We start from the raw sequence: 20,599 nt of genomic DNA, 5'->3' as shown, positions 1-20,599 counted from the left end.
GTGAACTCCTTTATTTTTAAAAATAAATTTTTGTTGTTTATTATTTCCAAAATAGATTCTTTCATTTTTTTGAATTTAAATTGTACTTTTTATAATTAAAATCAATAATAAATATGAAAAATTTATTTATCTTTGTTATAGATTAGATAAAAAGAGAATGGTATTCTTTCAGTTAAGAAGTTAGTTGGAGAAAACTGTCCAACAACGTCCCCGTCTCCTAGAACTTGTCTTTAGGGCAAACTTTTCTCATAAAAAATACCATAAATCATGTTCGAATTTCATTTTAGAACTATTCAGAAAAAACTTTTAGCGGATAGTACTACACCAATAGAATTATATTTAAAATTAAGAGATCGTTTTCCAAATACATTGTTGTTAGAATTTTCTGATTATCAATTTACAAAAAATTACTCTTCTATTCTTTGCATAAATCCAGTTTCGGAACTTATTTTGGATAAAAATGTAGTAAAAATATCTTATCCCAATTGTGTTCACAAACATATTTTTATTAATGATAAATTGGATCTTCCAATTTTAATAGACAATTTTTTTAAAAAGTTTAAGAGTGAAAATTATTCAAAATTTTATTCTGGGTTATATGGATATATATCTTATGATAGTATACAATATTTTGAAAATATTCAATTCCACACTTCTATTAAAGAAACATATAATTTACCTCAAATAAGATTTTGTTTCTATGGAAACTTAATCATATTTCACCATTATTATAACAATATGTATCTAATTGAACATCAATTTTCTAACATAAAAAATACCTCCATAGATCAATTAATTAAATTAGTTAAAAGAAAAAATTTTTCATTTTTTTCTTTTAAATCTATAGGAAATCGTTCTTCAAATATAACTGACAAAGAATATCAAAAAATGGTCTTTAAAGGAATTAAAGCCTGTTTACGTGGAGATGTTTTTCAAATAGTATTATCTCGTCAATTTCAACAAAAATTTAAAGGAGATGAATTTAATGTATACCGTGCTTTACGATTTATTAATCCTTCTCCATACTTATTTTATTTTGATTATGGAAGTTATAAATTATTTGGAGCTTCCCCTGAATCACAACTAATTATTAATAATAAAATTGCTTCTATTAATCCTATAGCAGGAACTATACGAAGATCAGAGAATGATGATGAAGACAAAAAATTATCTGAAGATCTTATAAAAAATTCCAAAGAAAATGCAGAGCATGTTATGCTAGTAGATTTAGCAAGAAATGATTTGAGCAAAAATTCATCTAATGTTAAAATAGAATATTTTAAAGAAATACAAAGTTACTCTCATGTGTTACATATGGTCTCTAAAGTTTCCGGAAAATTAGAAGATAATATTTCTCTTATGAAAGTATTTGGAGATACATTTCCTGCAGGAACTCTTTCCGGAGCTCCTAAATATAAAGCTATGGAATTAATAGATCAAATAGAAAACCAACATAGAGGAGTATATGGAGGAGCTATTGGGTTTTTTGGATTAAATAATTGCTACATTAATACAGCTATTGTTATTCGTTCTTTTATAAGTAAAAAAAATACTCTTTTTTTTCAAGCTGGTGCTGGAATAGTTTCTGATTCTAAAGAAGAAAAAGAATTAGAAGAAGTGAATAATAAACTCATGGCTCTATTTAAAGCTATAGAATTAGCTGAAACTATTTAGTGAATAGATATTGATGATGAAAAATAAAAAAATATTGATACTGGATAATTATGATTCTTTTACATATAATCTTGTTCACGTCGTAAAAAAAATAACAAAAAATCCTGTAAAAGTATCTAGAAACAATGAAATAAAACTTTCTGATGTAGAAAAATATAGTAAAATTATTTTATCTCCAGGCCCTGGTATTCCTGATGAATCTCATATTTTAAAACCCTTAATAAAAACATTTGCTTCTACTAAAAGTATTTTAGGTGTTTGTTTAGGACAACAAGCTATAGGAGAAGTTTTTGGAGCAACACTTCTTAATACAAAGGAAGTTTCTCATGGAATTACTAGTTTCATAAAAATTATAGATCCTCTAGAAGTCCTTTTTCAAAAAATTCCTAGAAAAATAAAAGTTGGACGTTATCATTCTTGGATTATTTCTTCTCATAATTTTCCTAGTGACTTGTTAAAAATTACTGCTGTTGGAGATAAAGGAGAAATAATGGCTTTACGTCATAAATTTTATGATGTTTGTGGGGTTCAATTTCATCCAGAATCTATTTTAACTCCATTCGGAGAAAAAATTATAGAAAATTGGCTGAATATAAAAAAATGATTATGAAAAATATATTAAACCATCTTTTTTTGGAAAATACTCTTACAAAAGAAGAAGCTAGAAATGTTTTTCTCAATTTTTCTAAAGGAAAAATCAATAAAAATCAAGCAGTAGCTTTAACTACTGTATATAATATGAGAAGTCCTACTTTAGAGGAAATAAGAGGTTTTTGTCAAGCTTTAATGGAATCATGTATACAAATTAATTTAACAGAATTTAATGCCATTGATATTGTTGGAACAGGAGGAGATGAAAAAAATACTTTCAATATTTCTACTTTAGCGTGTTTTATAGTTGCAGGCGCAGGTGAGAAAGTTATTAAACATGGAAGTTTTGGTTCTTCTTCTATTACTGGATCTTCAAATATTTTAAAACAATTAGGATATAACTTTACTAATAAAGAAGAAAATTTGAAAAAACAATTAGAAAAAGTAGGAATTTGCTATTTACATGCTCCTATATTTCATCCTATATTAAATTTTCTTTCTTCAGTTAGAAAAGAGTTGGGAATAAAAACTATTTTCAATATGCTTGGTCCATTATTAAATCCAGGAAATCCAAAAAATCAATTATTAGGAGTAAATAATTTAGAATTAGCAAGAATATATCATTATATGTATCAAAATACAAAAAAAAATTATGCTATAATTCATAGTTTAGATGGATATGATGAAATTTCTTTAACGAGTGATATTAAATGTTATACTCCAAATGGAGAACGATTTTATTCTTTAAAAGAGTTAGGAAAAACTAAATTTAATCCTGATGAATTAAAAGGAGGAAAAAATACAGAAGAAAATGCTCGTATATTCATTAGCATTTTATCTGGAAGTGGAACATTAGCTCAAAAAGAAGTTGTTTTGATCAATGCAACATTTGCATTAAGTTTGTTAAATCAAGAGAGTCTTGAAAGTAATTATGAAAAAGCAAAAAATTCTTTAGAAAGTGGAAAAGCAAAGAATATTCTTAAAAAATTATTAACCTTATGAATATTCTTGATAAAATTTTATTCCTAAAACAAAAAGAAATTTTTATAAATAAAGAGTTCTATCCAATAAAGAAATTGGAAAAATTTCTTTTTTTTGAAAGAAAATGCATTTCTTTAATCAAAAAAATTAAAAAAACAAAAACTGGAATTATTGCAGAATTTAAGTGTAAATCACCTTCTAAAGGAATTATTAATAAAAATGTTTTAGTAGAAAAAGTCGTTAAAGATTATGAAAGTGCTGGAGCAAGTGGGATATCTATTCTTACAGAACGTTATTTTTTTTATGGAAAAAATGAAGATTTCATCAAATCACGTTCCATTGTCTCTACTCCATTACTTAGAAAAGATTTTATACTTGATGAGTATCAAATTATAGAATCTAAATCTATGGGAGCTGATGTTATTTTATTAATTGCAGAAATTCTTTCTAAAAAACAAATAAAAAATTTTGCTTCACTAGCAGAAAGCATTGATTTAGAAGTAATAATAGAAATTCACAAAGAAAATGAAATTGATAAAATAACAGGAAACAAAAATATTATAGTAGGAATTAATAACCGTAATTTACGAACTTTTATTGTAAATCCTGAACATTGTTTAAAATTATCATCAAAAATTTCTAATCATCATATTAAAATAGCGGAAAGTGGAATATCTGATAATATTCAAAAAATTGTTTTTTTACAAAAACAAGGATTTAAAGGATTTTTAATTGGAGAACATTTTATGAAAACAAATGATCCTGGAAAAAGCTGTAAAAATATGATAGAAGCATTAAAAGTTATACAAGAACAATAAATGGAATTCAAATTATTAAAAATAAAAATATGTGGAGTTAAATTAAATATTGAAAAAATTTCCAATTTATTTCCTGATTTTATAGGTTTTATATTTTATCCTTATTCTCCTAGATTTGTAGGAAAAAATTTTTTTCCTCCAAAATTAAAAAAAGGAATATTAAAAACTGGAGTTTTTGTAAATGAATCAAAAGAAAATATCCTAAAAATAGGGAAAAAATTAGATTTTGTTCAATTACATGGAACAGAAAGTCCTTCTTATTGTGAAGATCTTACTCAAAAAAATGGATTAAAATTAATAAAATCTTTTAGAATTGATGATTCTTTTTCTTTTAAAAAAATTAAAAATTATATTTATTCTTGTTCTTATTTTTTATTTGATAGTCAAACTCCATTCTATGGAGGGAGTGGGAAAAAATTTACTTGGAATAAATTATATGAATATCATTTTGATACTCCATTTTTTTTAAGTGGAGGAATTGGAATAGAAGATATTGAAAATATTAAAAACTTTTCACATCCTAAAATGTTTGGAATTGATATTAATAGTAGATTTGAAATTTCACCGGGAAATAAAGATAAAACTTCCATTAATAATTTTATAAAAGAAATAAGAAAACGATGAAATACTTAGTTGATGAAAATGGTTATTATGATGAATTTGGAGGAGCTTTTATTCCTGAAATGTTACATAATAACATAAAAGAACTGCAAGATAAATATAAAAAAATAATAAAAAGTCAAAAATTTCAAAAATTTTATAAAAAAGTACTTCATAATTATGTGGGTAGACCTAGTCCTTTATTTTTTTGTAAAAAATTTTCTGATAAATATGGAGCTAAAATTTATCTGAAAAGAGAAGATTTAAATCATACAGGATCGCATAAAATCAATAACACTGTAGGACAAACATTATTAGCCAAAGAATTAGGAAAAAGAAAAATCATTGCTGAAACGGGAGCAGGTCAACATGGAGTTGCTACTGCAACTACTTGTGCTTTAATGAATTTAGAATGTATTATTTTTATGGGAGAAATAGATATGCAACGTCAATTATCTAATGTTATTAGAATGAAAATACTTGGAGCAGAAGTAATTCCGGTATGTAGTGGAGAAAAAACTCTTAAAGATGCGGTAAATGAGGCTATTCGTTATTGGATTAATAATCCAGAAAGTTATTATTTGATAGGATCAACTGTAGGTCCACATCCATATCCTCAAATGGTAGCAGATTTTCAATCTATTATTAGTGAAGAAATAAAAACACAATTAGAAGAAAAAGAAGGAAATTCTTTTCCAAATTATGTTATTGCTTGTATAGGAGGTGGAAGTAATGCTGCAGGAGTTTTTTATCATTTTTTAGAAAATGAATCTGTGAATCTCATAGCAGTTGAAGCTGCAGGATTAGGGATAAATACAAAAAAAACAGCCGCTTCAATACATTGTGGAACTAAAGGAGTATTACACGGAAGTATGACGATTGTTTTACAGGATCAATATGGTCAAGTAACTCCTGCATATTCCATATCTGCCGGATTAGATTATCCAGGAATCGGACCAATGCATGCGAATCTTTTTGTAAAAAAACGTGTAAATTTTTTACATTCTACAGATAAAGAAGCTTTAAAAGCAGGATATGAATTAATTCAACTAGAAGGAATTATTCCTGCTTTGGAAAGTTCTCATGCATTAGCTGTATTAAGGAAAATACAATTTAAAACGGATGATATTGTCGTTATCAATTTATCAGGAAGAGGAGATAAAGATATAGATGTTTATAATCGCTTTTTTTTTAATTTAAATAAAAATAATGAATAAAATTCATAAATTATTTCAAATAAAAGATAAAAATATATTATGTATATATTTTACTGCAGGTTATCCTTATTTAAATAGTACAGAAATCATAATAAAAACATTGCAAACACTTCCTGTAGATCTAATTGAAATAGGAATTCCTTATTCTGATCCCTTGGCAGATGGAGTAGTGATACAAAATAGTCATAAAATTGCATTAAAAAACGGAATGAATGTTTCTTTATTATTTTCACAAATAAAAAAAATTAGAAATGAAACAAAAATTCCTATTCTTCTTATGGGATATTATAATCAATTTTATAAATTCGGAGAAGAACATTTTTTAAAAAAATGCAATGAATTAGGAATATCCGGGGTGATTTTTCCTGATTTACCTGTTGATTTTTTTATCAAAAAATATCAAAATTTATTTAAAAAATATCTATTGTCCATGATTTTTTTAATTACTCCAAAAACTAACTCACAAAGAATATCTTTCTTAAGTAGTATTACAGATGGTTTTTTATATTTAGTTTCTTCTAACTCCATAACAGGAAAAAATATTTCTTTTAAGAAAGAACAAACATCTTTTTTTGAAAGAGTTAACAAATTATCAACAAAAATTCCAAAACTGATTGGTTTTGGAATTCAAAATAAAAAAACATTTGAATTATCATGTCAATATGCAAATGGAGGAATTATTGGGAGTTCTTTTATTCAATCATTAAATGAAAAAAAACTGGAATATAGTATTAAAAAATATATAAAAAAAATAATTAATTAAAAATTTTTTCTATTTTCTATCTCCAAAAATCAATGTTCCTAAACGAATCAAAGTAGTTCCATATTCTATAGCTATAGGGTAATCTCTACTCATTCCCATAGAAAGAATACAAAAATGTTTGTGATTCTTATTTAAATCATTATATATATTTTTTAAATAATCAAATTCATAACGTATTTCTTGAATTTTTTTTTGGAAAGACGCCATTCCCATAAGTCCAATAATTTTTACATTTTTCATGTCTTTCTGATATCTTTTATCTTCTAATATGTGATTGGCTTTTTGATATGTTATGCCTGATTTGTTTTTTTCATTACAAATTTTTATTTGTAGTAGACAATTTATAACACGATTCTGTTTTGATGCTTCTTTATTTATGATTTGAATATGTTTAAATTTTTGAACACTATGGATTAAATGAATAAAAGGAATTATGTATTTTAATTTATTACTTTGAATTCTTCCGATCATATGCCAACGAATGTCTTTTGGCAACTTTTTATATTTTTTGATCATTTCTTGTACATAATTTTCTCCAAAGTCTCTATGTCCTATTTCGTATAATTTTTTTATACGAGAAACTTCTTGATTTTTAGAGACTACTAAAATTTTGATATTTTTTGGAATGAATCTCTTTACAAAAAAAAAACGATTTTGAATCGGATGATTATTCATTATGATGCATTATGAAAATTTTTTTTCAAATTCTTTCATGAGATGTATTAAAAATCGAACACTATCTAATGACAAAGCATTATAAACACTTGCACGATATCCTCCTAAATATCTATGTCCATCTAATCCAACAATGTTTTCTTTTTTCCACATTTTATTGAATTCTTTTTCTAGATTTTTTCTTTTTAAAAAAAAAGTAACATTCATATTAGAACGATCTTCTTTATGAATTTTGTTTTCAAAGAGATTATTTTTGTCTATTTCATTATACAACAATTGAGCTTTATGTTTGTTTTCTTTTTCTATAATGGAAAGACCACCTTTTTTTTCTATCCATTCTAATGTTAACATAGAAGTATAAATAGAAAATACATTTGGAGTGTTTAAAATACGATTATTTTTAATATGAATTATGTAATCTAAATAAGAGGGAATATTTCTTTTAATTTTTCCTAAAATTTCTTTTTTTACTATAACAAGAGTCATTCCTGCAGAACTTACATTTTTTTGTGCAGAAGCATAGATCAAACTGAATTGACAAAAATTTAATTTTCTACTAAATATATCAGAAGACATATCACAAACTATTGGAATAGAAGAAGTATTAGGAAATGTTTTCATTTGTGTTCCAACAATCGTGTTATTGGAAGTACAATGAAAATAATCTACTTCATTTGGAATTTCATAATTTTTAGATATATATGTATAGTTTTTTTCTTTTCCTGAAAAAAGAATTCTTACTTTACCAAATTTTTCTGCCTCTTTAATAGCATTATTTGCCCATATTCCTGTATCTAAATAAGCGGCTTCTTTATTCATTAAATTATATGGAATCATTGTAAATTGCAAAGTCGCTCCTCCTTGAAGAAATAAAATGGAATAATCATCATTTAAATTCATAATACGTTTAACTAATTCTGTTGTTTTCTCTATTATTTCCATAAAATCTTTACTTCTGTGTGAAATTTCAAGTATGGATAATCCACTTTTATTAAAAGAAATAACAGATTGAGCTGATTTTCTAATTACTTGTTTTGGTAAAATAGAGGGGCCTGCATTGAAATTATGTATTATCATAAATAGAACTTACTAATTCTTTCTATCAAAATTAAAAAAAATACTAATTCAAATTGTATTATATAATAATATATTTACTTCAATAAGTAAAATTGTATTTTAATATTAATGATATTATAATCATATTTTAATTCCTAATATTTTTTTTGTTTTTACTGTAACTTTAAATCTATTATCTAAACGATTTCCTAAAACTAAAATAATATCTTTATTTCCGTTTACTAATAACCATGTTTGTTCTTTTTCTAAAAGAGAAAATTTTTTTTCTTTATAATATTTACTTAATTTTTTCTTTCCTTTCATATTTATAGGATAAAAATAATCTCCTTTTTTCCATGTTCTTAATTTTAATGGAAATTGAATTTTATCAAAATCTATAAATACTATTTTTTTATTCTTTTCTATTTTTTTGTGAAAAGAAAATTTTACATTTATAGGCAATGACATTTTTTTATGATCATTATTACTACTTATATTGGGAATTAAAAAAACTTTATTTTTATTTTCAAATAAAAATGAATTTGATATTAATATCCAAAAATTTCTATTTTTAATAATACGATATTTTTTAGATATCAATTGTTTACCTGATTGTGCATAAAGAAGATCTTTTAAATTTTTTATGTTTTTAGAAAATCCATAAGAAAAAAATAATTTAAATAAATAAAAAGATAAAGGTTTTAAATTCATCATTTTATGACATGAGATTTTCCATAAAAATGGATTATTTTTTTTTTCTATTGTTATTTCTTGATTAATTTTTTCAATCTGTTTTTCTATTAAAAAATTTTCTTGATGAAGGTAATCTATACTTTTTTTTATACCTTTTATAGAAAAAACGGACATTATAGAACGTATTTTATTTCTTAAATATTTTTTAGTATCTAAATTACTTTTATCTAATCTCCAATTTATATTTCTTTTTTTCGCATAAAAAAAAATTTCTTTTTTTGTAAAATTAGAAAGAGGGCGAATGAATTTTCCATTTTGTTTAGGGATTCCTAATAATCCTTTTGTTCCTGTTCCTCTCATTAAATTTATAAAGAAAGTTTCTATGGAATCATTTAAATGATGTCCTAATGCTATTAACTCATACGAATTGTTTAACAATAATTCATTAAACCAATTGTATCTAAGTGTTCTAGATGCCATTTGTATAGATAATTTATGTTTTTTAGAAAAATCAAAAGTATTAAATCGTTTAATATGATATGTTATATGATTTTTTAAACAAAAGTTTTTTACGAAGCATTCGTCTTTATTAGATTCTCTGTTTCTTAATGTAAAATTACAATGCGCAACTCCTAATGCTGTAATACTAGGAATATGAAGTAATAAATTTAAAAGAACCATACTATCTAATCCTCCACTGACAGCAACACATATTTTTTTTTTTTCTATTGGAAAATTTTTTATAATTTTTTCTAAAAAAAAATGATCATATTTGTTAAATAATAATTTATTCATAATATCATGAAATGATGAATTGTGTAATTTCTTGAACAATGTCTTTTTTGGATTTTCCAGTAGTATCTATTTTTAGGAAACATTTTTCATAAAAAAAAATTCTTTTTGAAAAATGTTTCCTAATAAATTGAAATAATTCTTTCTTGGAAAAATGCGCGATTAATGGTCTCGTTTTTTTTTCTAAATATAATCTTTTACACAAAGTGTAAAAATTAGTTTTTAGATAAAAAGTTTTTGAAAATTTATTTAATAAGTCAATGTTATTATAATAACAAGGAGTTCCACCTCCAACAGATAAAATATATTTTTTGTTTTTTTTTAAAACTTTTTTAAGCATTAAATGCTCTCTTTTTCTAAAAGAGTTTTCTCCTTCTTTTTTAAAAATATTGTAAATAGAATCATGCTGATCTGTAACAAGAAGATCATCTAAATCATAAAAGTCAAATTTCAATTGTTTAGATAACATTTTTCCTATAGAAGTTTTTCCACTTCCCATATATCCAATTAAAGTCACTTTCATAAAACATACAATACAAAAAAAATAATATATAAAATTAGTAGTATATTTGTTCATTATAACAATAAAAAAACAGTTTTTTTTACTCAAAAAAAATAGGAGATAGACCTGGTAGCTCAGCTGGTAGAGCATTACACTTTTAATGTAAGGGTCCTGGGTTCGAATCCCAGTCAGGTCATTATTTCATTTTTTTATATAATTCTAATACAATAGGACAATGATCTGAATATCGTATTTCAGGGAGTAAATAAGCATTTTTCATTTCTTTTTTCAAAGATGTACTGACCATGGAATAATCAATTCTCCAACCTTTATTGTTTTTTCTAGCATTATAACTATAACTCCACCAACTATAATGGTGGGCTTCTTTAATATAGTTTCTAAAACTATCTATGAATCCTAAATTTAAGAAATGCGTCATCCATTTTCTTTCTTCTGGTAAAAAACCAGAAATTTCCTTATTTCTTATAGGATCATGAATATCTATTTCTTTATGAGAGATATTGTAATCTCCACAAATAATAAGATTTGGAAATTCTTTTTTCATTTTTTTTATGTAATGAAAAAACTGATTAAGAAAATAAAATTTAAAATTCAATCTATTTTCCATGTTTTTTCCAGAGGGAATATAAAGACTTATGACAGATATATTGTTTTTTAAGTCTATACGTATAATTCGTCCTTCTTTATCAAGAGAATTTAATCCTATTCCATATTCTACATGGATTGGTTTTTTTTTACATAAAATTCCTACTCCACTATATCCCTTTCTTTCTGAAGGGAACCAATAATGATAATACCCCAAATAATCAAAGAGACTTGTGTTAATTTGTTCTGGAAAAGCTTTTATTTCTTGAAAACACAAGATATCTGGAGAACATTTTTCAATCCAATGGAGTAATCCTTTATTAATCCCAGATCTGATTCCATTGATATTATAACTAACAATTTTCATAAAAAATTTTTTGGTTAAAAATAATCATGAATAAAAAAAATAGAGTTTCAAAAAGGTTCAATAATAATATTCAAAATAGTTTTTTATATTTGCTGTAATACATCATGCAATAAATAAATGCATCATAATATTTTTTCTTAATCTATAAAGATTACTTTACTAATCAAATAAAAAGCTTACAAAAGATAAAAAATAGTAAGCTTTTGTTATTTTTTTCCTATCTATCATGGATAAACTTAAAATAGCTATTCAAAAATCAGGACGTCTTTATGAAGACTCCATTAAGTTGCTTAAAGATTGCAGCATTGAGGTTAATATTGGTATAGATAAATTGAAAACTACAGCCCTTAATTTTCCATTGGAAATCCTTTTTTTGCGAGATGATGATATTCCTCAATATTTAGAAGATGGAGTTGCTGATATAGGAATAGTGGGAAAAAATGTTCTTTTAGAAAAAAGAAAAAAAATACAAATAAAAGAAACTTTGGGTTTTGGAAAATGTCGTCTTTCTATAGCTGTTCCTAAATCCATTAGATATAATGATTTAAATGATTTAAATGGAAAACGTATTGCAACAAGTTATCCTTTTTTAGTTAGAGAATTTTTCGAAAAAAAATATATACAAGCAGAAATTCACGAAATTTCTGGAGCCGTTGAAATCGCACCTGGAATTGGATTAGCTGATTGCATTTGTGATTTAGTGAGTAGTGGATCTACATTATTTATGAATGGATTAAAAGAAGTAGAAACGATTCTTCAATCTGAAGCCGTTTTGGCTTCTCATCTTCATTTAGAAGATCCGCAAAAAATCATAATGGATAAGTTATTATTTAGAATACGAGCCGTAAAAAAAGCTAAAAATAATAAATATATTCTTTTAAACGTTCCTAATGAGCGATTAGAAAAAATAATTTCTTATCTTCCCGGAATTAAAAGTCCAGTAATTCTTCCTTTAGCGAATTCAGAATGCAGTTCTGTCCATTCTGTAGTAAATGAAAACGATTTTTGGGGGATAATAGAAAATTTAAAAGCACTTGGAGCACAAGATATATTAGTTCTTCCAATAGAAAAAATTATACTGTGAAATTACAAAAAAAAATAAGATGAATATGGATAATAATATTCAAGTATATTCTTACCCTTCAAAAAAAAAATGGAGAAATATCATAAAAAGACCTGCAAGAAACGTAGATCAATTGACGGAGATTGTCCTATCTATTATAAATAATGTAAAATTATATGGAGATGTTGCTTTAAAAACTTATACGAAAAAATATGATCATTTTAATTTAAAATGTATTCAAGTAACAGAAGAAGATATTGATAAATCCAATTTAAAAATTTCAAATTGTTTAAAAAAATCGATTCATATAGCATATGAAAATATTTTACGTTTTCACAAAGAACAAATACATGAGGAATCAAAAATAGAAGTCTCTCCAGGAGTCATCTGTTGGAGAAAATCTATTCCAATAGAAAAAATAGGGTTGTATATTCCTGGAGGATCTGCTCCTTTATTATCCACGATTTTGATGTTAGGAATTCCTAGCAAATTAGCAGGATGCGAAGATATTGTTTTATGTACTCCTCCTAATAAAAATGGGAAAATTAATCCTTCTATTTTATATACTGCTAAGTATGTAGGAATTAAAAAAATATATAAAATTGGAGGTGCTCAAGCTATTGCAGCTATGGCTTATGGAACTGAAAGTGTTCCTTCCGTTTATAAAATATTTGGACCAGGAAACTCCTATGTTACAATAGCTAAACAAATTGTTTCTCAAAAAGAAATTGTATCTATAGATATGCCTGCAGGACCTTCAGAAATTGTGATATTAACAGATGAAACTGCTAATACAGAATATGTTGCTTCTGATTTACTTTCTCAATCAGAACATGATCCAGAAAGTTATATTATTTTAATTACTATATCTAATGATTATTGGATTAAAGAAGTAAAAGAAGAATTAAAAAAACAATTTTTTCATCTGTATGATAGACAACATATCATTAAGAAATCTTTAGAAAATAGTAAAATAATTATTCTTTCTTCCATGGAAGAATGTATTGATTTAATTAATCAAATTGCTCCAGAACATCTTATTGTTAATTGCAATAACGCTTCTTATTGGGGAAATAAGATAAAAAATGCTGGATCTGTTTTTTTAGGAAATTATTCCCCAGTTAGTGTTGGAGATTATGCTTCTGGAACAAATCATGTTCTTCCTACATATGGATATGCAAAATCTTATAGTGGAATCTCTGTAGAGAGTTTCCTTAAAAAAGTTACTTTTCAAAAAATTTCCAAAAAAGGATTACGAAATTTATCAAATTGTATAGATATTTTGTCTTCTGAAGAAGGATTAATAGCACATAAAAAATCTATTAATATTCGATTAAAAAATGAATAATTATGAATCAATCCAAAACAATCTTCTTTTCAAATTTTGATTTAAATTCATTAATAAGAGATAATATTCTTAATATGGATCCTTATCTCTCAGCTAGAGAGGAATTTCAAGAAAAAGATTTTATTTTTTTAGATGCTAATGAAAATTCTTTTGGATCTCCTTTATCTTTTTCTAATTCTTATAATAGATATCCAGATCCATTACAAATGGAATTAAAAGAAAAAATCTCAAAAATAAAGAATATCCCTTCATCTAAAATATTTTTAGGAAATGGAAGTAATGAAATTATTGATTTAATTTATCGTATTTTTTCGCGTCCAAAAATTGATCATTCTATTATTTTTCCTCCTACTTATGGAATGTATGAAATTAGCGGAAAAATTCATGAAGTGGATGTTATAAAAATTCATCTTACAAAAGAAAAATATCAATTAAATTTAAAAAAAATAGAAAATGTGATCAACCAGTATAGTAAGATAATTTTTATTTGTTCTCCAAATAATCCTACTGGAAATGATATAAAAAGAGAAGATATTCAAAAAGTTATAAAAAAATTTTCAGGAATAGTTGTTTTGGATGAAGCTTATATTGATTTTTCAGATCAAGAATCTTTCTCTCTAGAAATAGAGAAATATCCTAATTTAATTCTTATACAAACACTTTCTAAATCTTGGGGATTAGCTGGATTGAGAATAGGAATGGCTATTGCTTCTGAAGAAATTATTCAATGGATGAACAAAGTAAAATATCCATATAATGTGAATCAAATTTCGCAAGAAATAGCTATCCAAGCATTGGACAATAAAGATTTATTTTTTTTTCATTTAAAAAATATTCTTTTAGAAAGAAAATATATGAAAAAATCTTTAAAGGAGATTCCCATAATAGAGAAAGTCTATCCTAGTTCTTCTAATTTTCTATTAGTAAAAATAACAAATTCTTCAAGGAATCTTTATAAATATTTGATTGAAAATAATATAATCGTTAGAGATCGTTCAAAAATTATTTTATGCAATGAATGTTTAAGAATCACAGTAGGAACTCATGATGAAAACAAATATTTAATAAACCAAATTAAAAAATATTCTAAAAAATATTTTGGGGATCATCCAAAAAAAATCAATAATTAATTGATAAAAAATGAAAAAAATATTATTTATAGATAGAGATGGAACCATTATTAGAGAAGTTCCTCCTACTTATCAAATTGATGCCTTTAGTAAGATAAATTTTTATCCAAAGGTTCTATTTTTTTTATCAAAAATTGTTCAGGAATTGAACTATGATTTAGTTATGGTATCTAATCAAGATGGATTAGGAACTGAAAAATTTCCAGAAAAGTATTTTTGGCCCATACATAATCACATATTAAAAATTTTGAAAACGGAAGGAATTCATTTTTTTTCTGTTCATATAGATAAAAGTTTTCCAGAAGAAAAATCTCCTAATAGAAAACCTGGAACAGGAATGTTAACTTTTTTTTTAAAAAATTCTAATTACAATTTATCAGAATCTTTTGTTATTGGAGATAGGATTACAGATGTTTTACTTGCTAAAAATTTAGGATGTAAATCCATATGGATAAATAATCATCATAATGATAATCAATTTTTTAAAGAAGAAGAATTTTATTTTTCTAATACTAATACAAAAGAAAATAAGGAGATTCTAATAAAAAATGTAGTTGTGTTACAAACTGATAACTGGAAAGATATTTATGAATATTTAAAACTTAAAGATCTTTCCAAGAAATTCATACATCAAAGAACTACATTAGAAACAAATGTAAAAGTAACTATTCGACTTTATGGAAAAGGAAAATCTCATATACAAACAGGAATTGGATTTTTTGATCATCTTTTACAACAAATTTCGTTTCATAGTTTTATCGATTTAAATATTCATACAAGAGGGGATCTTCATGTAGATGAGCATCATTCAATAGAAGATACTGGAATTACCTTAGGAGAAGCATTTTATAAAGCTATTGGAGATAAACGGGGGATAGAACGTTATGGTTTTTTTTCACTTCCTATGGATGATTGTTTAGCTACAGTTTCATTGGATCTTGGAGGAAGAAGTCTATTATATTGGAAAGTTCAATTTTATAGAGAAAAAATAGGAGGAATTCCTACAGAAATGTTTTTTCATTTTTTTCAATCTTTTTCTTCATCTGCAAAATGTAATATACATATACATGCTATAGGAAATAATGAACATCATAAAATAGAATCTATTTTTAAAGCTTTTGCCAGATCTATAAAGATGGCTATACAAAAGAATCCTAATAGGGAATTCCATTTACCCAGTTCTAAAGGTCTTTTGTAAGAATTTTTTAATGAGAAAATTATGAAAACAATTATTATAAAATATCCTGTTGGGAATGTGCAATCTGTTCTTTTTTCTTTGGAAAGAATAGGAGTAGAAGCAATTGTAACAGATTCACAAGAATCTATTCGAACAGCTGAAAAAGTTATTCTTCCTGGTGTAGGAGAAGCTCATTTTGCTATGAAATATTTGAAAAAAAATAAATTAGATGTTCTTCTTTCTGAACTAAAACAACCTGTATTAGGAATTTGTTTAGGAATGCAATTGCTTTGTAAACATTCGGAAGAGAGAAGTACTCCATGTATAGGAGTTTTCGATTTTTCTGTAAAAAAGTTTCAATCAGAAAATAAGAATGAGAAAATTCCTCAAATAGGATGGAATACAATTCACAATTTAAAAGGTCCTTTATTTGAAAATATTCCAGATGGAAGTTATCAATATTTTGTACATAGTTATTATGTTCCTTTAGGAAAATACACTGTGGCTGAAACAAAGTACATAGTTTCTTATAGTGCTGCTTTACAAAAAAAAAACTTTTATGCAGTTCAATTTCATCCTGAAAAATCTTCTTATGTAGGACATAAAATATTAGAAAATTTTATTCGATTATAATCATATAATAAAAAAAATGAATATTATTGCGGCTATAGATATTATAGATGGAAAATGTGTTCGTTTAATACAAGGAGATTTTCATCAAAAAAAAATTTATAATAATGATCCATTAGATGTTGCATTTTTATTAGAAGATCATGGAATATCTAGATTACATCTAGTAGATTTAGATGGAGCAAGAAAAGGAAAAGTGGTTCATTGGAAAATATTAGAAAAAATTGCGATGTATACACATCTTATTATTGATTTTGGGGGGGGGATTCATACAGATGAGGATGTTCGTCTTGTTTTTGAAAATGGAGGATATATGGCAACTATTGGAAGTATTGCTGTACGAAACCCTTTGCTTCTAAAAAAATGGGTTCATATTTATGGAAAAAATAAAATTTTACTTGGAGTAGATATTAAAGACAATAGAATAGCAATTAATGGATGGACAAAATTTTCGAATATTTCTTTTTGGGATTTTTTAAAAGAAAAAGAGACTCATGGAGTAAAAAAAATTTTTTGTACAGACATCTCTAAAGACGGAGTTCTTTCTGGCCCTTCTTTTTCTTTATATAAAAAAATTAGAAAAAAATTTCCAAATCTTGAACTTATTGCAAGTGGTGGAATTAGAAATATAGAGGATATCAATCAATTATATGATTTGGGATGCTATGGAGCAATTATTGGAAAAGCTATATATGAAAAGAAAATATTCTTATCAGAACTTATGAATTGGAAAAAAAATAATCAAAAAAGATGTTATTAACTAAACGTATTATTCCTTGTTTAGACATAAAAAATGGAAGAACTGTAAAAGGGGTAAATTTTAAACATTTAAAGGATGCTGGAAATCCAATTGAATTAGGAAGTTGGTATACGAAAGAAGGAGCAGATGAATTAATATTTTTAGATATTACAGCTACAAATGAAAAACGTAAAACTTTATTAAGTTTAGTAAGAGAAGTAGCTCGTCATATTAATATTCCTTTTACTGTGGGGGGAGGAATTAGAGAAGAAAAAGATGTTGAATTATTATTAAATGCAGGTGCGGATAAAATATCTATTAATACTGCAGCTTTTGAAAATCCAAAGCTTTTAGAAATTCTTTCTAGTCGATTTGGAAGTCAATGCATTGTTTTGGCAATTGACACAAAATACGAAAAGAATGAATGGAGGGTTTATTTAAATGGAGGAAGGGTTTCTACTAAAAGAAAAACTTTAGATTGGGCAAAGGAAGCTTATGATAGAGGAGTAGGAGAAATACTATTAACTTCAATGAATCATGATGGAACAAAAAGTGGATTTGCTTTAGACATAACTAAAGAAATATCTGAAAAACTTTCCATACCTGTTATTGCTTCAGGAGGAGCTGGAAAATTAGAAGATTTTTATAAAGTTTTTAAAAATGGAAAAGCAGATGCAGCTTTAGCTGCTAGTATTTTTCATTATAAAGAAATAAAAATACCTGAACTAAAATATTATCTAATCAATCAGAACATCCCCATTCGATTTGTAGATGATAGGGGGAGAATGATTGATAATCAAAATCAAATATTTTCATAATTTTTATAAAAAATGAAATTTATTCAAGAAGAAGAAATAAATTTTAAAGATGGATTAATTCCTGTTATTGTTCAAGATTCAAAAACTGATAAAGTTTTAATGTTAGGTTATATGAATAAAGAAGCATATAGAAAAAGCATTGAAGAAAAAAAAGTAACTTTTTATAGTAGATCCAAAAAAAGATTATGGACAAAGGGAGAAATTAGTCAAAATTATCTTTTGATTCAAGATATATTAATTGATTGTGACAAAGATACATTATTGATTAAAGCAAATCCAACAGGTCCTATTTGTCATAAAGGAACGGATACTTGCTGGAAAGAATTAAATAGAATCAATTTTCTATTTTTTTTAGAAAATCTAATTTCTAATAGGATAAGAAACAAAGATAAAAAAAATTCTTATGTATTTCAACTTTTCAAAAAAGGAATTAATAGAATATCCCAAAAATTTGGAGAAGAAGCTGTGGAAGTTCTTATTGAATCTGTCAAAGGAGAAGATAACAAAAACTTATTTTTAAATGAATCTGCAGATTTGTTGTTTCATTATTTGTTACTTTTACAGAGTAAAGAGTGTACTATTCAAGATGTTGTAGATGTTTTAGAAAAAAGACACAATAAAAGAAATCATTAATTGTTTAAAAACACATAAATTTTGTGTTTTGTTTTTATTATTAACAATTATTTTTTAATGCAGCTATTAAAGTATTTTTCATAAGCATAATACGTGTCATAGGTCCTATTCCACCTGGAACAGGTGTCAGATAAGAGGCTTTTCCATAAACACTATTAAAATCAACATCTCCTTTTAAAAAGGATTTATTTCCATCTTGAATTCTAGTGATTCCTACATCTACAATGACAACTCCTTTTTTTATCATTTCTCCTTTTAAAAAACCTGGAACTCCTATTGCTATAATAATTATATCTGCTTGTTTTGTATAGTATTCTATATTAGAAGTTCGACTATGAGTAAGAGTCACAGTACTATTTCCAGTATTTTTTCTACTGCTTAGTAAAATACTGATTGGTCTTCCTACAATTCTGCTTCTTCCAATAACTACAGTATGTTTTCCATATATTTTAATTTGGTTTTTTTCTAAAATAGTTAATATTCCTAATGCAGTAGCAGGAAAAAAAGCATTCATATTTAAAGACATTTTTCCAAAATTTTCAGGATGAAATCCATCTACATCTTTTTTTGGATTAATAGATAAAATTATATTTTCTTCATTGATATGTTTTGGAAGAGGAAGTTGGACAATAATCCCATCTATTAATGGATTTTCATTCATTTTTTTAATTTCTTCTAATATTTCATGTTCTAAAATCCATTTTGGTAAATGAATTAAAGTAGATTTAATTCCTATATCTTTACATTCTTGTATCTTTCTATTGACATATGTCAAACTAGAACTATTATTTCCTGATAAAATAATTCCAAGATGAGGAAGACGTTTTTTTTTCTTTCGTATCTTTTGATCTATTTCTTTAGAAATTTCTTTTCTTATCTCTGTTGCTAGTTGATTCCCATTTAATAGTTGAGTCATTTTCTAATTTCTATTTCATTTGTTAATTGAATAAATTCTCTTATGGATAATTGTTCTGCTCTTTTATTCAAAAATGGAAGATTATAAAAATTTGGTATTTTTTTTATAAAAGATTTTAAAGAATTTTTCAATATTTTTCTTCTCTGATTAAAGGACATCTTTACGCATTTGAACAAAATATTTTTATTAAAAGCCTTTATTTTTTTTTTTCTTTTCAAGAGAAGAACTGCTGATTGTACATTTGGAACAGGAAAAAAAACGTGTTTTTTAACAGTAAAAAGATATTTCACATCATAAAATGTTTGTATAAGAACAGATAAAATTCCATAAGTCTTTTTTCCTTCATGAGAAATTATACGTTCTGCTACTTCTTTTTGAAACATTCCAATACATTCTGGAATGTATTGATTGTATTTTAGTAGATGAAACAATATTTGAGAAGAAATACTATAAGGAAAATTTCCAATCAATGCAAAGTTTTTAAGGTTAATTTCTTCAGGGTTCCATTTTAAAAAATCTTTATGGATTATTTGATTATTGGAAATAGAAAAATTTTTCCTTAAAAAGAAAATTAGTTCTTCATCTATTTCTATTAAAAAAACTTTAGAACATATACTTAACAAATAAGTAGTTAATATCCCTAATCCTGGTCCTATTTCAACAACTGTATTATAGTCCTGAAAAGAAAGATTTTTTACAATTTTTTTAGCTATATTTTTATCTTTTAAAAAATGTTGATCTAATTTTTTTTTATAAAAAAAACTTCTCATCACACAAATATACAAATAATAAAAATGCATTTTTTGTATC

22 protein-coding genes and 1 tRNA gene are annotated in these 20,599 nt (G+C 25.1%); 16 read left to right on the top strand and 7 right to left on the bottom strand.

Annotation, left to right across the window (positions count from 1 at the left end):
- The first annotated feature begins 267 nt into the window (after positions 1-267).
- Genes H0H77_RS01085 through trpA form a run of 7 tightly spaced genes read left to right on the top strand, consistent with a single transcriptional unit; the run spans position 268 to position 6,644 of the window.
- A complete protein-coding gene (locus tag H0H77_RS01085; protein WP_185851759.1) occupies positions 268-1,674 on the top strand; it encodes an anthranilate synthase component I family protein in 1,407 nt (468 codons plus the stop codon).
- Positions 1,675-1,687: 13 nt separating this feature from the next.
- A complete protein-coding gene (locus H0H77_RS01080; RefSeq protein ID WP_238783808.1) occupies positions 1,688-2,278 on the top strand; it encodes an anthranilate synthase component II in 591 nt (196 codons plus the stop codon).
- A gap of 2 nt (positions 2,279-2,280) precedes the next feature.
- Positions 2,281-3,267, top strand: a complete 987-nt coding sequence (gene trpD, locus H0H77_RS01075) for an anthranilate phosphoribosyltransferase (RefSeq protein ID WP_185851758.1) — start codon at positions 2,281-2,283, stop codon at positions 3,265-3,267.
- The gene (locus H0H77_RS01070; protein ID WP_185851757.1) at positions 3,264-4,064 is read left to right on the top strand and encodes an indole-3-glycerol phosphate synthase TrpC; all 801 of its coding nucleotides are present in this window, start codon (positions 3,264-3,266) and stop codon (positions 4,062-4,064) included. The genes trpD and H0H77_RS01070 overlap by 4 nt, the downstream gene beginning before the upstream one ends.
- A complete protein-coding gene (gene trpF, locus H0H77_RS01065; protein ID WP_185851756.1) occupies positions 4,065-4,688 on the top strand; it encodes a phosphoribosylanthranilate isomerase in 624 nt (207 codons plus the stop codon).
- Positions 4,685-5,881 (top strand): tryptophan synthase subunit beta, encoded by a 1,197-nt coding sequence (gene trpB, locus H0H77_RS01060; protein WP_185851755.1) that lies wholly within the window; start codon positions 4,685-4,687, stop codon positions 5,879-5,881. The genes trpF and trpB overlap by 4 nt, the downstream gene beginning before the upstream one ends.
- Positions 5,874-6,644, top strand: a complete 771-nt coding sequence (gene trpA / locus H0H77_RS01055) for a tryptophan synthase subunit alpha (RefSeq protein ID WP_185851754.1) — start codon at positions 5,874-5,876, stop codon at positions 6,642-6,644. The genes trpB and trpA overlap by 8 nt, the downstream gene beginning before the upstream one ends.
- 9 nt (positions 6,645-6,653) lie before the next feature.
- On the opposite strand, the gene H0H77_RS01050 is transcribed toward trpA, so the two are convergent.
- The 4 genes from H0H77_RS01050 to H0H77_RS01035 form a co-directional block, all read right to left on the bottom strand.
- Entirely contained in the window at positions 6,654-7,319 is a 666-nt protein-coding gene (locus H0H77_RS01050; RefSeq protein ID WP_185851753.1) for a YggS family pyridoxal phosphate-dependent enzyme, read from the bottom strand.
- Positions 7,320-7,328: 9 nt separating this feature from the next.
- Positions 7,329-8,396 (bottom strand): 3-phosphoserine/phosphohydroxythreonine transaminase, encoded by a 1,068-nt coding sequence (serC, locus tag H0H77_RS01045; RefSeq protein WP_185851752.1) that lies wholly within the window; start codon positions 8,394-8,396, stop codon positions 7,329-7,331.
- A gap of 120 nt (positions 8,397-8,516) precedes the next feature.
- The gene (tilS, locus tag H0H77_RS01040; RefSeq protein WP_185851751.1) at positions 8,517-9,863 is read right to left on the bottom strand and encodes a tRNA lysidine(34) synthetase TilS; all 1,347 of its coding nucleotides are present in this window, start codon (positions 9,861-9,863) and stop codon (positions 8,517-8,519) included.
- Between the two features lie 4 nt (positions 9,864-9,867).
- The gene (locus H0H77_RS01035; RefSeq protein ID WP_185851750.1) at positions 9,868-10,383 is read right to left on the bottom strand and encodes a shikimate kinase; all 516 of its coding nucleotides are present in this window, start codon (positions 10,381-10,383) and stop codon (positions 9,868-9,870) included.
- Positions 10,384-10,485: 102 nt separating this feature from the next.
- Between H0H77_RS01035 and H0H77_RS01030 the strand changes: the two genes are divergently transcribed.
- Positions 10,486-10,558 (top strand) — tRNA-Lys (locus H0H77_RS01030).
- Here H0H77_RS01030 and H0H77_RS01025 read toward each other — a convergent pair.
- Positions 10,559-11,335 (bottom strand): exodeoxyribonuclease III, encoded by a 777-nt coding sequence (locus H0H77_RS01025; protein WP_185851749.1) that lies wholly within the window; start codon positions 11,333-11,335, stop codon positions 10,559-10,561.
- A 226-nt stretch (positions 11,336-11,561) separates the two neighbouring features.
- Between H0H77_RS01025 and hisG the strand changes: the two genes are divergently transcribed.
- The 8 genes from hisG to hisIE are packed head-to-tail and all read left to right on the top strand — an operon-like array spanning position 11,562 to position 18,873.
- Positions 11,562-12,419 carry an ATP phosphoribosyltransferase gene (hisG, locus tag H0H77_RS01020; protein ID WP_185851748.1) on the top strand — a complete coding sequence of 286 codons (858 nt, stop codon included), beginning with the start codon at positions 11,562-11,564 and terminating at the stop codon, positions 12,417-12,419.
- Between the two features lie 25 nt (positions 12,420-12,444).
- Positions 12,445-13,746 (top strand): histidinol dehydrogenase, encoded by a 1,302-nt coding sequence (gene hisD, locus H0H77_RS01015; RefSeq protein ID WP_185851747.1) that lies wholly within the window; start codon positions 12,445-12,447, stop codon positions 13,744-13,746.
- Positions 13,747-13,748: 2 nt separating this feature from the next.
- A complete protein-coding gene (gene hisC, locus H0H77_RS01010) occupies positions 13,749-14,876 on the top strand; it encodes a histidinol-phosphate transaminase (RefSeq protein ID WP_185851746.1) in 1,128 nt (375 codons plus the stop codon).
- 10 nt (positions 14,877-14,886) lie between these two features.
- Complete coding sequence (gene hisB / locus H0H77_RS01005; protein WP_185851745.1) at positions 14,887-16,074, top strand: bifunctional histidinol-phosphatase/imidazoleglycerol-phosphate dehydratase HisB; 1,188 nt, start codon at positions 14,887-14,889, stop codon at positions 16,072-16,074.
- Between the two features lie 21 nt (positions 16,075-16,095).
- Complete coding sequence (gene hisH, locus H0H77_RS01000; protein WP_185851744.1) at positions 16,096-16,686, top strand: imidazole glycerol phosphate synthase subunit HisH; 591 nt, start codon at positions 16,096-16,098, stop codon at positions 16,684-16,686.
- 16 nt (positions 16,687-16,702) lie between these two features.
- Positions 16,703-17,443 carry a 1-(5-phosphoribosyl)-5-[(5-phosphoribosylamino)methylideneamino]imidazole-4-carboxamide isomerase gene (gene hisA, locus H0H77_RS00995; RefSeq protein WP_185851743.1) on the top strand — a complete coding sequence of 247 codons (741 nt, stop codon included), beginning with the start codon at positions 16,703-16,705 and terminating at the stop codon, positions 17,441-17,443.
- Positions 17,434-18,240, top strand: a complete 807-nt coding sequence (gene hisF, locus H0H77_RS00990) for an imidazole glycerol phosphate synthase subunit HisF (protein WP_185851742.1) — start codon at positions 17,434-17,436, stop codon at positions 18,238-18,240. The genes hisA and hisF overlap by 10 nt, the downstream gene beginning before the upstream one ends.
- A gap of 12 nt (positions 18,241-18,252) precedes the next feature.
- Entirely contained in the window at positions 18,253-18,873 is a 621-nt protein-coding gene (hisIE, locus tag H0H77_RS00985; RefSeq protein WP_185851741.1) for a bifunctional phosphoribosyl-AMP cyclohydrolase/phosphoribosyl-ATP diphosphatase HisIE, read from the top strand.
- A gap of 40 nt (positions 18,874-18,913) precedes the next feature.
- On the opposite strand, the gene H0H77_RS00980 is transcribed toward hisIE, so the two are convergent.
- Entirely contained in the window at positions 18,914-19,789 is an 876-nt protein-coding gene (locus H0H77_RS00980) for a bifunctional 5,10-methylenetetrahydrofolate dehydrogenase/5,10-methenyltetrahydrofolate cyclohydrolase (protein WP_185851740.1), read from the bottom strand.
- Positions 19,786-20,559: a 16S rRNA (adenine(1518)-N(6)/adenine(1519)-N(6))-dimethyltransferase RsmA gene (gene rsmA / locus H0H77_RS00975; protein ID WP_185851846.1), complete on the bottom strand. Its 774-nt coding sequence runs from the start codon at positions 20,557-20,559 to the stop codon at positions 19,786-19,788. Before rsmA ends, H0H77_RS00980 begins: the two co-directional genes overlap by 4 nt.
- Positions 20,560-20,599: the final 40 nt, after the last annotated feature.

Source organism: Blattabacterium cuenoti (genome assembly GCF_014251255.1).
Lineage (GTDB): Bacteria > Bacteroidota > Bacteroidia > Flavobacteriales > Blattabacteriaceae > Blattabacterium > Blattabacterium cuenoti_W.
The sequence above is the reverse complement of the archived record's forward strand: the minus strand, read 5'-3'. Positions and strand labels throughout refer to the sequence as shown.

Coding starts and splice junctions, on each gene's coding strand:
- H0H77_RS01085 (WP_185851759.1), top strand. CDS start 268: ATGTTCGAATTTCATTTTAGAACTATTCAGAAAAAACTTTTAGCGGAT.
- H0H77_RS01080 (WP_238783808.1), top strand. CDS start 1,688: ATGATGAAAAATAAAAAAATATTGATACTGGATAATTATGATTCTTTT.
- trpD (WP_185851758.1), top strand. CDS start 2,281: ATGAAAAATATATTAAACCATCTTTTTTTGGAAAATACTCTTACAAAA.
- H0H77_RS01070 (WP_185851757.1), top strand. CDS start 3,264: ATGAATATTCTTGATAAAATTTTATTCCTAAAACAAAAAGAAATTTTT.
- trpF (WP_185851756.1), top strand. CDS start 4,065: ATGGAATTCAAATTATTAAAAATAAAAATATGTGGAGTTAAATTAAAT.
- trpB (WP_185851755.1), top strand. CDS start 4,685: ATGAAATACTTAGTTGATGAAAATGGTTATTATGATGAATTTGGAGGA.
- trpA (WP_185851754.1), top strand. CDS start 5,874: ATGAATAAAATTCATAAATTATTTCAAATAAAAGATAAAAATATATTA.
- H0H77_RS01050 (WP_185851753.1), bottom strand. CDS start 7,319: ATGAATAATCATCCGATTCAAAATCGTTTTTTTTTTGTAAAGAGATTC.
- serC (WP_185851752.1), bottom strand. CDS start 8,396: ATGATAATACATAATTTCAATGCAGGCCCCTCTATTTTACCAAAACAA.
- tilS (WP_185851751.1), bottom strand. CDS start 9,863: ATGAATAAATTATTATTTAACAAATATGATCATTTTTTTTTAGAAAAA.
- H0H77_RS01035 (WP_185851750.1), bottom strand. CDS start 10,383: ATGAAAGTGACTTTAATTGGATATATGGGAAGTGGAAAAACTTCTATA.
- H0H77_RS01025 (WP_185851749.1), bottom strand. CDS start 11,335: ATGAAAATTGTTAGTTATAATATCAATGGAATCAGATCTGGGATTAAT.
- hisG (WP_185851748.1), top strand. CDS start 11,562: ATGGATAAACTTAAAATAGCTATTCAAAAATCAGGACGTCTTTATGAA.
- hisD (WP_185851747.1), top strand. CDS start 12,445: ATGGATAATAATATTCAAGTATATTCTTACCCTTCAAAAAAAAAATGG.
- hisC (WP_185851746.1), top strand. CDS start 13,749: ATGAATCAATCCAAAACAATCTTCTTTTCAAATTTTGATTTAAATTCA.
- hisB (WP_185851745.1), top strand. CDS start 14,887: ATGAAAAAAATATTATTTATAGATAGAGATGGAACCATTATTAGAGAA.
- hisH (WP_185851744.1), top strand. CDS start 16,096: ATGAAAACAATTATTATAAAATATCCTGTTGGGAATGTGCAATCTGTT.
- hisA (WP_185851743.1), top strand. CDS start 16,703: ATGAATATTATTGCGGCTATAGATATTATAGATGGAAAATGTGTTCGT.
- hisF (WP_185851742.1), top strand. CDS start 17,434: ATGTTATTAACTAAACGTATTATTCCTTGTTTAGACATAAAAAATGGA.
- hisIE (WP_185851741.1), top strand. CDS start 18,253: ATGAAATTTATTCAAGAAGAAGAAATAAATTTTAAAGATGGATTAATT.
- H0H77_RS00980 (WP_185851740.1), bottom strand. CDS start 19,789: ATGACTCAACTATTAAATGGGAATCAACTAGCAACAGAGATAAGAAAA.
- rsmA (WP_185851846.1), bottom strand. CDS start 20,559: ATGAGAAGTTTTTTTTATAAAAAAAAATTAGATCAACATTTTTTAAAA.